This is a genomic window from Nonomuraea sp. NPDC003560 (assembly GCF_042878785.1).
Lineage (GTDB): Bacteria > Actinomycetota > Actinomycetes > Streptosporangiales > Streptosporangiaceae > Nonomuraea.
This window is the reverse complement of the sequence record NZ_JBIAOF010000009.1, coordinates 128648-142358: the sequence shown is the minus strand read 5'-3', so window position 1 is coordinate 142358 and position 13711 is coordinate 128648. Positions and strand designations below refer to the sequence as shown.

The 13711-nt window shown below is 74.1% G+C and carries 16 protein-coding genes; 11 read left to right on the top strand and 5 right to left on the bottom strand.

All coding sequences use genetic code 11. The features are described from left to right. The first annotated feature begins 9 nt into the window (after positions 1-9). From ACFYUV_RS31860 to ACFYUV_RS31850, 3 genes are all read left to right on the top strand, one after another. Positions 10-888: a helix-turn-helix domain-containing protein gene (locus ACFYUV_RS31860; protein WP_387674761.1), complete on the top strand. Its 879-nt coding sequence runs from the start codon at positions 10-12 to the stop codon at positions 886-888. A 60-nt stretch (positions 889-948) separates the two neighbouring features. Then, positions 949-1386 carry an SRPBCC family protein gene (locus ACFYUV_RS31855; RefSeq protein WP_387674758.1) on the top strand — a complete coding sequence of 146 codons (438 nt, stop codon included), beginning with the start codon at positions 949-951 and terminating at the stop codon, positions 1384-1386. Positions 1387-1464: 78 nt separating this feature from the next. Then, complete coding sequence (locus tag ACFYUV_RS31850) at positions 1465-1821, top strand: PRC-barrel domain containing protein (RefSeq protein ID WP_352356660.1); 357 nt, start codon at positions 1465-1467, stop codon at positions 1819-1821. Positions 1822-1927: 106 nt separating this feature from the next. On the opposite strand, the gene ACFYUV_RS31845 is transcribed toward ACFYUV_RS31850, so the two are convergent. Then, entirely contained in the window at positions 1928-2776 is an 849-nt protein-coding gene (locus tag ACFYUV_RS31845; protein WP_387674754.1) for a helix-turn-helix transcriptional regulator, read from the bottom strand. A gap of 104 nt (positions 2777-2880) precedes the next feature. Between ACFYUV_RS31845 and ACFYUV_RS31840 the strand changes: the two genes are divergently transcribed. Next, positions 2881-4362: an MFS transporter gene (locus tag ACFYUV_RS31840; protein ID WP_387674752.1), complete on the top strand. Its 1482-nt coding sequence runs from the start codon at positions 2881-2883 to the stop codon at positions 4360-4362. A gap of 51 nt (positions 4363-4413) precedes the next feature. On the opposite strand, the gene ACFYUV_RS31835 is transcribed toward ACFYUV_RS31840, so the two are convergent. Further along, positions 4414-5175, bottom strand: a complete 762-nt coding sequence (locus ACFYUV_RS31835) for an alpha/beta fold hydrolase (protein ID WP_387674749.1) — start codon at positions 5173-5175, stop codon at positions 4414-4416. Positions 5176-5319: 144 nt separating this feature from the next. On the opposite strand from ACFYUV_RS31835, the gene ACFYUV_RS31830 reads away from it, so the two are divergent. Further along, positions 5320-5973, top strand: coding sequence for a class I SAM-dependent DNA methyltransferase (locus ACFYUV_RS31830; protein ID WP_387674746.1), 654 nt, complete (start codon positions 5320-5322; stop codon positions 5971-5973). Between the two features lie 12 nt (positions 5974-5985). On the opposite strand, the gene mltG is transcribed toward ACFYUV_RS31830, so the two are convergent. Further along, a complete protein-coding gene (gene mltG, locus ACFYUV_RS31825) occupies positions 5986-6489 on the bottom strand; it encodes an endolytic transglycosylase MltG (protein WP_387674743.1) in 504 nt (167 codons plus the stop codon). A 123-nt stretch (positions 6490-6612) separates the two neighbouring features. On the opposite strand from mltG, the gene ACFYUV_RS31820 reads away from it, so the two are divergent. The 4 genes from ACFYUV_RS31820 to ACFYUV_RS31805 all read left to right on the top strand — a co-directional run bounded on the left by ACFYUV_RS31820 (position 6613) and on the right by ACFYUV_RS31805 (position 9881). Then, positions 6613-7197: an NADPH-dependent FMN reductase gene (locus ACFYUV_RS31820; protein ID WP_387674740.1), complete on the top strand. Its 585-nt coding sequence runs from the start codon at positions 6613-6615 to the stop codon at positions 7195-7197. Beyond that, positions 7194-8666, top strand: coding sequence for a DHA2 family efflux MFS transporter permease subunit (locus ACFYUV_RS31815; RefSeq protein WP_387674737.1), 1473 nt, complete (start codon positions 7194-7196; stop codon positions 8664-8666). Before ACFYUV_RS31820 ends, ACFYUV_RS31815 begins: the two co-directional genes overlap by 4 nt. Next, positions 8663-9049 (top strand): MerR family transcriptional regulator, encoded by a 387-nt coding sequence (locus ACFYUV_RS31810; RefSeq protein ID WP_358287032.1) that lies wholly within the window; start codon positions 8663-8665, stop codon positions 9047-9049. Before ACFYUV_RS31815 ends, ACFYUV_RS31810 begins: the two co-directional genes overlap by 4 nt. Before the next feature lie 82 nt (positions 9050-9131). Then, positions 9132-9881 (top strand): SDR family oxidoreductase, encoded by a 750-nt coding sequence (locus ACFYUV_RS31805; RefSeq protein ID WP_387674733.1) that lies wholly within the window; start codon positions 9132-9134, stop codon positions 9879-9881. A gap of 20 nt (positions 9882-9901) precedes the next feature. Here the strand turns inward: ACFYUV_RS31805 and ACFYUV_RS31800 are convergent, their stop codons facing one another. After that, positions 9902-10381: a phosphotransferase family protein gene (locus ACFYUV_RS31800; protein WP_387674730.1), complete on the bottom strand. Its 480-nt coding sequence runs from the start codon at positions 10379-10381 to the stop codon at positions 9902-9904. Between the two features lie 314 nt (positions 10382-10695). On the opposite strand from ACFYUV_RS31800, the gene ACFYUV_RS31795 reads away from it, so the two are divergent. Further along, the gene (locus tag ACFYUV_RS31795; RefSeq protein ID WP_387674727.1) at positions 10696-11748 is read left to right on the top strand and encodes a P1 family peptidase; all 1053 of its coding nucleotides are present in this window, start codon (positions 10696-10698) and stop codon (positions 11746-11748) included. 50 nt (positions 11749-11798) lie between these two features. On the opposite strand, the gene ACFYUV_RS31790 is transcribed toward ACFYUV_RS31795, so the two are convergent. After that, complete coding sequence (locus ACFYUV_RS31790) at positions 11799-12923, bottom strand: FAD-dependent oxidoreductase (protein ID WP_387674724.1); 1125 nt, start codon at positions 12921-12923, stop codon at positions 11799-11801. Positions 12924-12976: 53 nt separating this feature from the next. Here ACFYUV_RS31790 and ACFYUV_RS31785 point away from each other — a divergent pair, with 53 nt between their 5' ends. Then, the gene (locus ACFYUV_RS31785) at positions 12977-13669 is read left to right on the top strand and encodes a TetR/AcrR family transcriptional regulator (protein ID WP_387674721.1); all 693 of its coding nucleotides are present in this window, start codon (positions 12977-12979) and stop codon (positions 13667-13669) included. Positions 13670-13711: the final 42 nt, after the last annotated feature.

Genomic DNA, 13711 nt, shown 5'->3' with positions numbered 1-13711 from the left:
GCTCGGGACGTGTTCGACTCGCCCGACTTCGACCTGGCGCCCTACGCCGGCCTCGACACCTCGGCGTACGTGCGGCACACGTACAACAGCTGGGACGACGCCGGCTGGCGGTCACTGCTGGTGCAGGGCTTCCGGCACGCGCCCGAGGCCGAGCACTTCGCGCTGCCCGCCGTGTCCGACCTGCATCTCGTGCTCTGCGTGGCGGGGAACGCCGACCTGCGGATGCACGCGGGCGGCAGGCCGGCCCGGCGGCGCTGGGTCCCGGGCCACCTGGAGCTCATGGTCCCGGGCCGGGCCGGGTCGATCAGCTATCGGGCGGCGGCCGGGCTGCGCACCGTCCAGGTGCACGTCCCCGCGGCGGCCGTCCGGCGGGCCGCCGACGCGCTGGGCGGTCGCGAGCCCGACCTGGAGGCGACCGCCGCGGCCCTGGCGGCCGGTGATCCGGTCGTCGAGCAGCTCCTGCGCGCGCTGCCGGGCCGCGCGGCGGCCGGAGACCTGTACGCCGAGTCCGCCGCCGCCTTCCTCGTGACGCACCTGCTGACCCGGGGCGGGGCCGAGCGCCTGCCCGGGCCGGAGCACGCGGCCGTCCGGGCGGCTGTCGCCATCATGACCGAGCGCCTGGCCGAGCCGCTGACGCTGGCATCCGTCGCGGCCGAGGTGCATCTGAGCGTGTACCACTTCGTCCGGGTGTTCCGGGAGGGCACCGGCCAGACGCCCCACCGGTACCTCACCCGGTTGCGCGTCGAGGAGGCGCGGCGGCTGCTGTCGTCCACCTCGCTCAGCGTCGAGCAGATCGCCGGGCGGTGCGGGTTCGCGGGTGCGGGCTCGTTGTCGTCGGCCTTCCTGCGGCAGACCGGCGTGCGGCCGTCGGCGTACCGCAAGAACTGACCGATCGACGGCAATCGTGCGCATGGCCTCCGGGTGGGGCCGGTGCCTACGTTGGGGCTCATGCCGTACTCCTTCGCCGTGACCGCCCGCTCGCAGGCCGCCCCCGAGGCCGTCTTCGCGGCGCTCACGCACGCCGCCACCTGGCCGTCGTGGTCGCCGATCGACTCCGCCGACGTCGAGGGCGGCGATCCGGCGGCCCGGCAGCAGGTGGGCGACACCAGGGTCTTCCGCACCGGGCGCAACGTCTCGCGCGAGCGCGTCGTCGAGCTCGTCCCCGACCGGCGGTTCGTCTACGACAACCTGGGCGGCCCGTTCCGCTCCTACCGCGGGACGGTCGAGCTCGCGCCGACCGCCGGCGGCGGCACCGACATCACCTGGTCCGCCGCCTTCGAGCCGAGGATGCCGCTCTCGGGTGGCTTCTGGCGGTGGTACCTGACCCGTTTCGTGCAGGGCATGGCCGACGGCCTCGCCGCGTACGCCGCCCGCGCGGCGAAGTGACCGCGGCCCGATGTTTGGCGCGGCTGAACCGGGAAGAGTGGGTGGGCAACGTTCTCTAGATCATCAGGAGGAAACCCCTTGTCTCAGGACATGTGGAGCTACGGTTCCGACGTCTACGGCGACAAGACTCTCGACGTGGTCGGCTTCGACGTCGAGGCCACCGACGGCTCGATCGGCTCGGTGGACGAGGCGAGCCACACCGTCGGCGACAGCTACCTGGTGGTCGACACCGGTCCGTGGATCTTCGGCAAGAAGGTCGTGCTGCCGGCCGGCACCGTCACGCGGATCGACCCGCAGGAGCGCAAGGTCCACCTCGCGCGGACCAAGCAGGAGATCAAGGACTCGCCGAAGTTCGACGAGGACGCCGTGTACAACGACGACGTCCACCGCAACGAGGTGGGCGCGTACTACAGCCGCTTCAACGGCACCGTCTGACGTAACCCGGGTACCCGCCGGGGTGCCCGCCGGGCGCGACGCGCGCCGCAGCAGCTGCCAAGGCCCCACAGCTCTGCGACCGGCGGGCCCCCGAGGGCCGGACGTCTCAGGACGTCCGGCCGCTCTGGTGGGTCAGGATGCGCAGGGCGTCGGCGGAGGACGGGTCGGCCGGGGTGTAGATCTCGACCCGGTGGTCGGGGCTGTCGGGCTGGAGCCAGACCTGGTAGTCGACGTCGACCGCGCCGACCGTGGGATGCCGCAGGCGCATCGTGCCCACCGTGCAGTCGGCGACCTCGCCCACCGCCCACAACGCCGCGAACTCCGCGCTGTGCATCGTCAGCTCCCCGATCAGCTCCGCCAGACGGGCGTCCGAGGGGAAGCGGCCGGCGGTGAGCCGGAGGTAGGCCACGTGGATGCGGGCTAGTTCGTCCCAGTTGCGGTGCAGGTCGCGGAAGAGCGGATCCAGGAAGAACACCCTCGGGACGGACGGGCGGTCCGCCGGATCCCACGCCGCCTCGAACGGCAGATGCTCCCCCATCAGCGCATGCCCCGTACGGTTCCACGCGAGCACGTCCCCACGCCGGCCGAGCACGACCGCCGGCGTCGTGTCCTTCAGCGACTCCAGCAGCGCGAGCACCCGCGGATGAGGCTCCTCCACGGGCGGCCTGGACAGCCTGGACCGGGCCGGTTGCCGGGCGAGATTGTGCAGGTGGACGGTCTCGATCCGGTCGAGCCGCAGCACCCGCGCCAGAGCGTCGAGCACCTGCTCCGAGGCGGTCTCCGCCTGCCCCTGCTCCAGACGCGTGTAGTACCCGGCGCTCACCCCCGCGAGCTGCGCCAGCTCCTCGCGCCGCAGCCCCGGGACCCGGCGGGCCGTCCCGAACGTGCGCAGCCCGATCGCGGCGGGCGTGACCCGGTCACGACGGCTCTTCAGAAACGCTCCGAGACTCTCCACGCCACCGAGCCTAGGCCGACCGGCGGGCCGCGTGGGTACACCTGCTGGGTGCACCCACGCCAGGGGGATGGTTGCCGGGCGCGTCCTGCCCGAGTGTCGGCGCCATGTATCGACAGCACACGCGCACTCCCCCGGGCCTGCGGGCCTGGCTCGGTCTCCTGGTGATCCTCGGGCCCGTCCTGCTGGTCTCCATGGACGGCTCGATCCTGTTCCTGGCGATGCCCCGGATCAGCCAGGCCCTCACGCCCACCGCGGGCCAGGCCCTGTGGATCCTCGACGTCTACGGCTTCGCCGTCGGCTCCCTGCTGATCGCGTTCGGCAACCTCGGCGACCGGTACGGGCGGCTGCGGCTGCTCATGGTCGGCGCCGCCGTCTTCGGCGCCGGCTCCACGGCGGCGGCGTTCGCGCCCAGCGCCGAGCTGCTGATCGCGGCCCGCGCGCTGATGGGCGTGGCGGGCGCGACCCTGCTGCCGTCGGCGCTGGCCGTGCTGAGCGAGCTGTTCGCCGATCCGCGGCGCCGGGCGCAGGCCATCGGCGTGTTCGCCGCGGCGTTCGCGGCCGGGTTCGCCGCCGGGCCGATCGTGGGCGGCGCGCTGCTGGAAGGGTTCTGGTGGGGGTCGGTCTTCCTGGTCAACCTGCCCGTCCTCGCGCTGTTCCTGGTCTTCGCGCCGATCCTGCTGCGCGAGGTGCGGGCGCCCCGCGCCGGGCGCGTGGACGTGCCCAGCGTCGTGACGTCCGCGGCCGGGCTGCTGCTCGCGATCTACGCGCTCAAGCACGCGGCCGCCGAAGGGCTGTCGGCCGTCCCGGTCGTCGCGGGGGCGGCCGGGGCGGGGCTGCTGGCGTGGTTCGTCCGCAGGCAGCGCGGCCTGGCGCAGCCGCTGATCGAGTTCTCGCTGTTCCGCGACCGGGTGTTCACCGTGGCGATCGTCACCGGGCTGCTGCCGCTGGCGGCGTGGTCGGCGACGGCGTACCTGTCGGGCGTCTACCTCCAGTCCGTGCTCGGCCTGCCTGTGCTGCACGCGGCGCTGCTCGCGCTGCCCGGCGCGGTGGTGCTCACCGTCACCTGCGTCGTCACGCCCTTCGTGGTGGACCGCGTCGGCCGGCGGGCCGCGCTCGCCGTCTGCCACTTCTCCGTCGCGGCGGGGCTGCTGCTCCTGCTCCCGACGGCCGTCACGGGCGGTGCCGGCTGGTACGTCGCGTCCACGGTCGTCGCGGGCGTCGGGTACGGCATCTCGTTCAGCGTCGTCGCCGACACCGCGGTCGGGGCCGTGCCGCCGGAACGGGCCGGAGCGGCGGGGGCGCTGGCCGAGACCAGCAACGAGATCGGCAACGCCCTCGGGATCGCGCTGCTCGGCTCGCTCGCCGCCCTGGTCTTCCGGCTCCGCGGGCCGGACCTGGCCCCCACTCTGGACGAGACCCTCCAGCTGCCCGCCCTCGTGCCGGCGGCGGCCGCGCAGGCCGAGTCGGCGTTCGTCGCCGGGCTGCACGTGGCCGCGGCGGTGGCCGTGGTCCTGCACGTGGTGCTCGGCGTCGTCGCCCTGCTGCGGGCGCGGGTGCGGGACGCCCCGCGGCCGGTCGGTCCTTGAGGGGCGGGTACGGGACGCCCCGCGGCCGGTCGATCCTTGAGGGGCGGGTCCTCAGCCGTCGGTCAGGAAGGCGAGGGCGTCGGGGGCGAATCTCCTGTCGGTGAAGGTGCCGCTGTGGCTGCGGCCGGGGTAGACGACGAGCTGGGCGTCCGGGATGCCCTCGACCGTCTGCCGGGCCAGGTCCAGGGGGTAGACCAGGTCGTCACCGCCCTGGATCAGCAGGGTGGCCGCCTTGATCTCGGACAGCCGGCCGCGCAGGTCGAAGCCGTCCTCGGCGTTGAGCACGGTGACGGCGTCGGAGTGGTCGGCGCGCCCGCCGTCCGACAGCCACAGCAGGCCCCTGAGCAGGACGCGGCCGAGGGCCGACGCGGTGACGATCTCGGCCAGCGCGGGGCTCGGCCGCCTGCCCTGGCGGGCCCGTTCGACGTAGCCGCGCTGGGCCCGCCGGCCGGCCGGGCCGAGGGTGCAGGCCGTGCCCGCCAGGACGAGCCGGTCGACCAGGCCGGGATGGTCGGCGGCCAGTTGCAGGGCGATGGATCCGCCGGTGGACAGGGCCAGCACGTTGACCGGTCCGTCGAACGTGGCCCTGATCGCCCGGGCGAAGATCGCGGCGAGGTCGGCCATCGTCGTGGTGGGGGGCAGCCCGGGCGGGCGGTTGACGACGTACACGGTGAAGTCCCGGGTGAACGGCCGGACCAGCCGCATCGTGGACCAGCGCGTCATGCCCGTGGGGTTGGCCGCCTGCGGGGTGTAGATCAGGACGATCAGCGGCGGCCCGTCGCCGGCCGACAGGTACGGCAGGTCGTTCAGCATGGGGATCCCTTCCGTGGCCGCGCCGGCCAACTGTATCCGTATGAACAGATTGGATTTTTGTTCACAGCATACGCGAGAACGGGCGGCCCGTCGCGGCGTCGACGGCTCTGCGGCACCCGAGCCGATGGGCTACAGTCGTCCGCCATGGCCGACTCCTCCTACCTCACGGCGACGGCGCGCGCCTACGACGCCGTCGCCGACCTGTACGCCGACCTCGCCCGCGACTCGCTCGACCGCCTGCCGCTGGACCGCGCGCTGGTCGCGGCGTTCGCCGAACTCGTCCGGGCCGCCGGGCCCCGGCCCGTGGTCGAGGCCGGGTGCGGCCCCGGGTACATGACGGCCCACCTGCGTGACCTCGGCCTGGACGCGTTCGGCGTCGACCTGTCCCCCGCGCTGCTCGACATCGCCCGCAGGGACTATCCCGGCCTGCGTTTCGAACTCGGCTCGATGGACGCCCTCGACGTGGCCGACGGCGAGCTGGGCGGCCTGATCTCCTGGTATTCCATGATCCACGTCCCGCCGGGGGAACTGCCGCCGTACCTCGCCGAGTTCCGCCGGGTGCTGGCCCCCGGCGGCCACTTCCTGGTCGGCTTCTTCGAGTCCGAGGGCGGGCCGGTCACGGAGTTCGACCACAAGGTCACGCCGGCCTACCGGTGGCCGATCGACGAACTGGCCGACCTGGCCCGCAAGGAGGGGTTCGTCGAGGTGGGCCGGATGCTCCGCGAGCCGCTGGAGGACGAACGCTTCCGCCGCGGCCACCTGCTGATGCGCGCCACGTCCCCCGACGACGCGCACTAGGCGAACGGGCGCTCATCCTCGGTAGCCGGGCTTCCGGGCGCGTTCTGCGAGTTCGGTGTACTCCTTTTCGGTCGTGGCGAAGGCCAGGGTGCCGCGCTTCGGGTCGGTGAGCACGAAGTACAGCCAGGAGCCCGCGGCCGGGTGGAGGGCGGCCCTGAGCGCGGCCGCGCCGGGGTTGGCGACGGGCCCAGGAGGCAGGCCCTGGTGACGGTAGGTGTTGTACGGCGAACGCACCCGCACGTCCTCGACCGTGACGGGCCCCCGGAGCCTGCCGAGCGCGTAGCGGACCGAGCTGTCGACCTGCAGCGACATGCCGCGGGCCAGCCGGTTGCGCAGGACGCGGGCCACCTTCGGCATGTCGGCCTCGGTGAGCGATTCGGCCTGGACGAGACTGGCCACGATGACCACGTCCAAGGCGTCGGGCCGGTCGCCGGTCAGCAGGTACGCCGTACGGAACAGCGCCCCCGACCGGTCGATGACGAACTGCCGCAGAACCGCCTCGAAGCCTGGATCCACCCGTCCTCCTCCTCATGTCACCCATCAAGGACGAGCGGGCGTCCCGGAACTTTGCCGGACGCCGAAAGGCCCAGGATTCGGCGACTTGAGTTCGCCCATAGGCGAACTCCTAGCGTCGGCGCCATGACGGAAACCAACGCCGACAGCCGCCTCCGGATCGCCGTGGTGATCGGAAGCGTGCGCAGGCCCAGAATGGCCGACCCGCTCGCCGCCTGGCTGGAGCGCGAGCTCAGCACCATCGACTGGCTCGACCTCGACATGATCGACCTGGCCGCGGTCTCGCTGCCGATGCACGAGCTGCAGCCCGGCGGAGGGGCCGCGTCCCCGATCGGCGACGCGCTCGCCGGCGCCGACGGGTTCGTGTTCCTCGTCCCGGAGTACAACCACAGTTTCCCCGCCGCCGTGAAGAACGCGATCGACTGGCACTTCACCGAGTGGGCGTACAAGCCGGTCGCGTTCGTCGGGTACGGCGCCTCCGGCGGCATCAGGGCCGTGGCGCAGCTGCGCATGGTCTTCCCCGAGCTGCGGGCCGCCACGGTCCGCGAGTCGGTGCTGATCCCGATGGCGTGGGAGCACCTGGACGCCGGCGGCCGTTTCGTCCCCCCGCCGGGCACGACGCAGGCGCTGCACACGACGATGGGCGAGCTGCGCACGTGGGCGCGGGCACTGCGGTCCGTCCGCGTCCCGGACCTGGCCGGTCGGCGGTGAGCAGGCTGACCGGGCCGGAACTGCGCGCCGCGGTCGTCCTGATGGCCGGCGGGCTGCTCGCGGTGCTGGACGCCACGATCGTCGTGGTGGCGCTGCCCGCGCTGATGGCGGCGTTCGGGGCGTCGCTGAGCTCCGTGCAATGGGTCGTCACCGCGTACGCGCTCGGGATGGTGGCGACGATGCCGCTGGCCGCCGGGCTGGCCGCGCGCTGGGGCGCGCGGCGCGTGTACCTGGCGGCGCTGGTCGGCTTCGCGGTCGCCTCCGCCGCCGCCGGCGCGGCCGGCGGCCTGGACGGGCTGATCGCCGCGCGGGCGGCGCAGGGCCTCAGCGGCGGCCTGCTGGCGCCGCTGGGGATGGCGATCGGGTTCGGCGCGGTCGCGCCCGAACGCCGCAGCCGGATGACGGCGGTCACCGGGGTGCCGATGCTGGTCGGGCCGATCCTGGGCCCGCTGCTCGGCGCGGCGCTCCTGGGCGCCGGCTCCTGGCGCGGGCTGTTCTACGTCACCGTGCCGCTGGCGCTGCTGACCGCCGCGGGCGCGCCGGCCTGGTTGCCGGCCGGCCGCGCGGGCGGCCGGCGGGTCCGGCCGGACCTGGTGGGGGCGATCCTGCTGGTGCCCGGCATCGTCGCGGTGGCGTACGGCATCAGCGCCCAGGACAGCCCGGCCTGGACGCGGATCGCCGCGGTGGCCGCCGGCGTGGTGCTGGTCGCGGCCTTCTGCGCCCGGGCGCTGGCCCGTCCGGAGCCGCTGCTGCGGATCCGGCTGCTCGGCGATCCGACGTTCGGCCGGGGCGCCGCGGTGCTCGCCCTGTACGCCGCCCCCTACTTCGGCTCGGCTCTGCTGATGCCCACCTACGTCCAGACGCTGCGTCTCGACAGCGCCTCGGTCACGGCGGCGCTGATGGTCCCCGGCGCGGTCGGCATGGGCCTCAGCCTGCAGGTCGCGGCCCGGCTGCTGGAACGGCTCGGCCCCCGTCGGGTCGTCGGCACCGGGCTGGGACTCGTGATCGCGTCCGGCGTGGTCCAGGTGATCATCCTCGCGCCGGACACCCCCTACCCGGTGCTCGGGCTGTTCGCGCTGCTCCAGGGAGCGGGCACCGGCGCGATCATGATGCCGACGATGTCCGGCTCCAGCCGGAACCTCCACGGCCCCGACCTGGCCTCGGGTTCCGCGCTGTTGTCGCTGGTGAGCACGGTCGCCAACGGCATGGGCACCGTGGCGGTCGGCGCGCTGTTCACGGCGCTGACCGCCGCGATGACCGGCGGCGCGTCGCTCGCGGCCCTGGCCGCCATGGACGCGGCGGACAGGGCGGCGCAGGCGGTCACGGTCACCGACGCCCTGCGGCTGACCCAGGCGGCGGCCCTGGTCGTGATGTCGCTGGCCCTCGTCGTACGATTGCGCTCTCCGGCCCGGCACCCGGCGACACCGGGCCGGCGAGAGTCGGCTGAGAGGACGGTGAGCGCGCCATGACCGTCACCGACCGTCCCGGCTCCGAGACGATCCCGGCCTCGCTCACGGTCGGGCAGGTGGCCAGGGCCGCCGGGGTGACGCCCAACGCCGTCCGCTTCTACGAGCGCTACGGCGTGATCACCGGCCACCGCAACAGCGGCAACGCCCGCCGCTTCACCGTCGACGCGGTCTGCCGGATCAAGCTCGCCCTCGCCGCGCAGCGGGTCGGCATCACCCTCAAGGAGAGCGCCGACATCCTCTCCGGCATCCCGCCCCTGTCCCGCGACCTCGGCCAGTGGATCGCCGCGGGCGAGGAGCTGGTCCGGATCGGCCGGGCCCGCATCGACCAGCTGCAGACGACCGTGAACGAGCTGGCCACCCTGGACTTCCTCCAGTCCCCTTGATCGCCCTGCGGGCGTCGAGCGGCACGCCTGCCGCCCGCCCGCGGCCTTCGGGTGACTCATCCCCGATCGACAGGAACACATCATGAGCAACCTCCATGGCAAGACCGCGCTCGTCACCGGCGCGAGCAGAGGGATCGGCCGGGCCATCGCCCAGCGCCTGGCCGCGGACGGCGCGCGCGTCGCGGTCCACTACGGCGGCAACGACCAGGCCGCCGCGGAGACCGTCGCGGCGGTCGAAGCGGCGGGCGGGCAGGCGTTCGCCCTGCGGGCCGAGCTGGGCGCGCCCGGCGACGCCGACCGCCTGTGGGCCGCCTTCGACGCCCGCGCCGACGGGCTGGACATCCTGGTCAACAACGCCGGCATCCTCAACGACGAGCCCGGCATCGAGCACGTCACCAGACGGCAGTTCGAACGGCTCTTCGCGGTCAACGCCACCGCCCCGTTCTTCGTCACCCAGCTCGCACTCCCCCGCCTGCGTGACGGCGGCCGGATCGTCAACGTCTCCACGATGCTGACCCGCGGCTCGGCGATGCCGACGGCGATCAGCTACGCCATGTCCAAGAGCGCGCTCGACGTGCTCACCTCGACGCTGGCCAAGCAGCTCGGGCCGCGCGGGATCACCGTCAACACCGTGGCGCCCGGCGTCATCGACACCGACATGCACCAGGGCAGACTCGTCGGGGAGGCGCTGACCTGGTTGTCGTCGTTGTCCCCCATGGGCCGCGTGGGCACCCCCGCGGACGTGGCCGACGCGGTGGCCTTCCTGGCCGGCGACGACAGCCGCTGGGTGACCGGCCACTGGCTGGACGCCTCGGGCGGCACCCTGCTCTGACGGCGCACCCCGGCCAGCCCCTACCCGAGCAGCCGCAGCACCCGCTCGGCCTGGACCGCGAGCGTGCCCGGCGGGTTGTGCGGCGCCGCCGGGCCGCCTGGGCCGAGCTGGAGGAACCAGCCCAATGCGATCAGGAGACGGAAATCCCGCACGCGCCCGGCCTCCGCCGGGGTGAGGTCGACCAGGGCCAGCAGTCGCCGCGCGTCCAGGGCGCCGTCGAGGCGGGAGATGTGCTCGCACAGCTCGCCCAGCTCGAAGGCGCGATCGTTGCGGCCGGAGTCCTCCCAGTCGATGAGCCGGACGCGGCGGTCGTGCTCGTCCCACAGGTAGTTCGCGCGGTTGCCGTCGGCCATCCCGAGAACGGGCGGACGGGGATCGGTGGCGAGGCCGTCGGGCGCGGAGGAGTCCAGCCAGGCGACGCCCGCGCGGTACGCCTCCCGCACCACGGGTTCGTCGCCGAGCTCGGGCCGCCTACCGGCCCAGGCCCGAGCCTTGGCCACGGCCGCCACGGGCCCCCAGGGGCGGGGCCGACCGTCTCCACCACCCGGCGAGCAGGGTGAGCGCCTGCCATTCCCGGTGCGGCTCTCCCCGCCCCCACGAGGCGTACCGCTTGATCACGACGTCGTCGTGGAATTCGAGGTCGTGCGTGCATCGGCCGGCCGTCATCTGCCCGTCGCGCCCCTTCCGGTCCCGTGCGGCCGGCGGGCGGGTGGCCCTCCGACCAGGTCTCCCGCGAGGGGACGGAAGGGCTCCGAGCCTATCGGCCGCCGAGGGGCACGCGTCGCCGGAGCGGAGCCCCGACAATGGGAACATCATGGACAATCACCTCACCGCAGCCACGAGGGGACGCGCGCGGGCGCGCGAACTGGGCGTCGTCGTCGGCGCACTGCCGACCGGGCCGTTGAACGCGATCACCGACGTCGAAGGCGTCCTGGTCGGCCACACCACCCTCGACGACGGCGCCGACCTGCACACCGGGGTCACCGCCGTCGTCCCCCGTCAGCTCACCGCCGAAGGGCGGGCGCTGCCCGCGGCCGTGTACGCCGGCAACGGATACGGCAAACTGGTCGGCTCCACCCAGATCGACGAGCTCGGCGTGCTGGAGTCGCCCGTCGTGCTGACCGCCACGCTGTCGGCGTTCCGGGCGGCGGACGCGCTGCTCACCTACCTGATGGACCGCAGCCCGGAGGGCATCTCCTTCAACCCGGTCGTGGGCGAGACCAACGACGGCTACCTGTCCGACATCCGGCGCCGCCCGATCACCGAGCGGCACGTGCTGGACGCGCTGGAGGGTGCGTCCGGCGGGCTGCCCGCCGAAGGGTGCGTGGGAGCGGGCACCGGGACGACGGCGCTGGGCTACAAGGCGGGCATCGGCACCTCGTCCCGGCGGCCGGTGGCCGAGGGGGCCGCGGTGACGGTCGGGGCGCTCGTCCAGGCGAACTTCGGCGGCGTGCTGACCGTGGGGGGCGTCCCGATGCCGGTCGAGGAGCTCGTCCCGGGGGCCACCGGAGAGGAGCCCATCGGCAACTCCTGCATGATCGTGGTGGCCACCGACGCGCCGCTCGACGCGCGTCAGCTCGCCCGCCTGGCCCGCCGGGCGATCTTCGCGATGGGCCGTGTCGGGGCGTCGTACTCCAACGGGAGCGGCGACTACGCCATCGCCTTCAGCACCGCGTCGCCGGAGCTCCCGCGCCTGCCCGACGCCGGCCTGAACCCGCTGTTCGCCGCCGTCATGGACGCGGTGGAGGAGGCGCTGCTCAACTCGCTGTTCACCGCGACGACCACCACCGGCGTCCGCGGCCGGACCCGTCACGCCGTTCCGTACGACCGGCTGCCGCGGACCGGCGCGGGAGAGCAGGTCGGCTAGCTGTTCCGTCCCGTGAGGTCGGGCACGCGGCCGGCGGGTGGGCAAGCCGGTCAGGACGCCTGGACCTCGTCGAAGACGGCGATGGCCGTGGCGGGATCCGGGCCGACGAGACGTTCCAGGCCGTCCGCCGTCATCTTCGCCCACCTGCCGGCCCGTTCCCACATCCGTTCCTCGAAGGCGCGGACGGCCTCGTCCGGATCGCCGGGGTCGGCGGCAAGGGCCTCGGCGAGCTCGGCGCCCTCCAGCATCGCCAGGTTCGCGCCCACCCCCAAAGGCGGCATCAGGTGGGCGGCGTCCCCCAGGAGCGTCACCCCGGGGACGTGGGCCCAGGTGTGGGAGACGGGCAGGACGTAGAGGGGGCGGTCGGCGAACGCGGTGCCGCGGCGCAGGAGGTCGAGCACGGGGTCGGCCCAGCCCTCGAACAGCGCCAGCAGGCGGGACCGCACGGCTTCGGCGCCGTCCGGGCCCGTGCCGGTGTCCGCGTGCCGGTCCAGCGGCGCGCGGAACTGGGCGTACACCTTGACGTGGCCGCCGCTGTTGCGCTGGGCGACGAGGGCGCGGTTCACGCCGTAGACGGCCACGGAACCGTCGCCGATCAGCCGGGCGAGGTCCGGATGGCGGGTGTCGACGTCGTCGAGGGAGGTCTCGACCGCGGTGACGCCGGTGTACTGCGGCGTCGCGGCGGAGAGCGCCGGGCGGACCCGGGACCAGGCCCCGTCCGCGCCGACCACGAGGTCGAACGTCTCCTGCCGCCCGTCGGCGAAGCGGAGCAGCACGCCGTCCCGCGTCCCGGGCGTCACCTCCGTCACGGCGTGCCCCCATCGGACGTCCAGGGAGTCGAGCAGCAGGTCGCGAAGCTGCCCGCGGTCGATCTCCGGATTGGCCCGGACGTCCGGACGGGGCCGCCAGTCGCGCAGCACGGTCCCGTCGGGGGCCAGGATGCGCATGGCCTGCCCCTCGGGACGGGACAGCGCCTGGAACTCGGCCAGCAGCCCCGCCTTGTCCAGCGCGCGCTGGCCCATCCCCTCGTGCAGGTCGATCGTGCCGCCCGGAGGACGGGCGTCGGGCGCGGCATCGCGTTCGAAGACGGTGACGGGATGGCCGTGACGGTGCAGGACGCGGGCGAAGGTGAGGCCCGCGGGGCCGCCTCCCACCACGGCGATACGCTGTCTCATGTCGATACACTGTATTGCCGCGATACGCCGTATCGCAACAGTACGATGTATCCATGACTGTGTGGGACCGTCCGGAGCCGCCGACCCGGCCCGCGCCGCTCGACCGGCAGCGGATCGTCGCCGCGGCCGTCGCGCTGGCCGACGAGGGCGGGCTGGAGGCGGTGTCGTTGCGCAAGGTCGCCGCCCGGCTCGACGTCGGCCCGATGCGGCTGTACGGATACATCTCCACCAAGGAGGAGCTGTTCGACCTCATGGTGGACGAGGTCCACGCCGAGATCCTGCCCGACGGGCCGCCCGGCGACTGGCGGGAGGCGCTGCGCGGCCACGCGGTCCGCACCAGGCAGGCCGCCCTCCGCCACGAATGGCTGGCCGACCTGCTCGGCGGCCGTCCGAGCCTGGGCCCGAACGCCCTCGCCGTGACCGAACGCACGCTGGCCGCCCTCGACGGCCTCGCCGGCCTCGACACCGTCATGCACGCCGTGCAGACCGTCGGCGCGTACCTGACCGGCGCGATCAGGCGCGAGATCGCGCAGCTGCGGGCCGAGCGCGCCACGGGCCTGTCCAAGCTCGACTGGCAGCGCGCCTACGGCCCGCAGGTGAGCAGGATGCTGGCCACGGGCCGCTACCCCACGCTGGCCAAGTTCGTGCACGACGGCACGGAGGTGGCCGCCGAGGAGTCCTTCGCGACCGGCCTGGAGTGGGTCCTCGACGCCGTGGCCGCCAGACTCGACCGGCCGCAGCCGTGACGCCCCCCGCGCCGCCTTCCGCGCCGCCTTCCGGGGAGCCCG

Bases quoted from the DNA above. Each gene is read 5' to 3' on its own strand.
- ACFYUV_RS31855 (WP_387674758.1), top strand. From the start codon at position 949: ATGCCGTACTCCTTCGCCGTGACCGCCCGCTCGCAGGCCGCCCCCGAG.
- ACFYUV_RS31840 (WP_387674752.1), top strand. From the start codon at position 2,881: ATGTATCGACAGCACACGCGCACTCCCCCGGGCCTGCGGGCCTGGCTC.
- ACFYUV_RS31835 (WP_387674749.1), bottom strand. From the start codon at position 5,175: ATGCTGAACGACCTGCCGTACCTGTCGGCCGGCGACGGGCCGCCGCTG.
- ACFYUV_RS31830 (WP_387674746.1), top strand. From the start codon at position 5,320: ATGGCCGACTCCTCCTACCTCACGGCGACGGCGCGCGCCTACGACGCC.
- ACFYUV_RS31820 (WP_387674740.1), top strand. From the start codon at position 6,613: ATGACGGAAACCAACGCCGACAGCCGCCTCCGGATCGCCGTGGTGATC.
- ACFYUV_RS31810 (WP_358287032.1), top strand. From the start codon at position 8,663: ATGACCGTCACCGACCGTCCCGGCTCCGAGACGATCCCGGCCTCGCTC.
- ACFYUV_RS31805 (WP_387674733.1), top strand. From the start codon at position 9,132: ATGAGCAACCTCCATGGCAAGACCGCGCTCGTCACCGGCGCGAGCAGA.
- ACFYUV_RS31795 (WP_387674727.1), top strand. From the start codon at position 10,696: ATGGACAATCACCTCACCGCAGCCACGAGGGGACGCGCGCGGGCGCGC.
- ACFYUV_RS31790 (WP_387674724.1), bottom strand. From the start codon at position 12,923: ATGAGACAGCGTATCGCCGTGGTGGGAGGCGGCCCCGCGGGCCTCACC.
- ACFYUV_RS31785 (WP_387674721.1), top strand. From the start codon at position 12,977: ATGACTGTGTGGGACCGTCCGGAGCCGCCGACCCGGCCCGCGCCGCTC.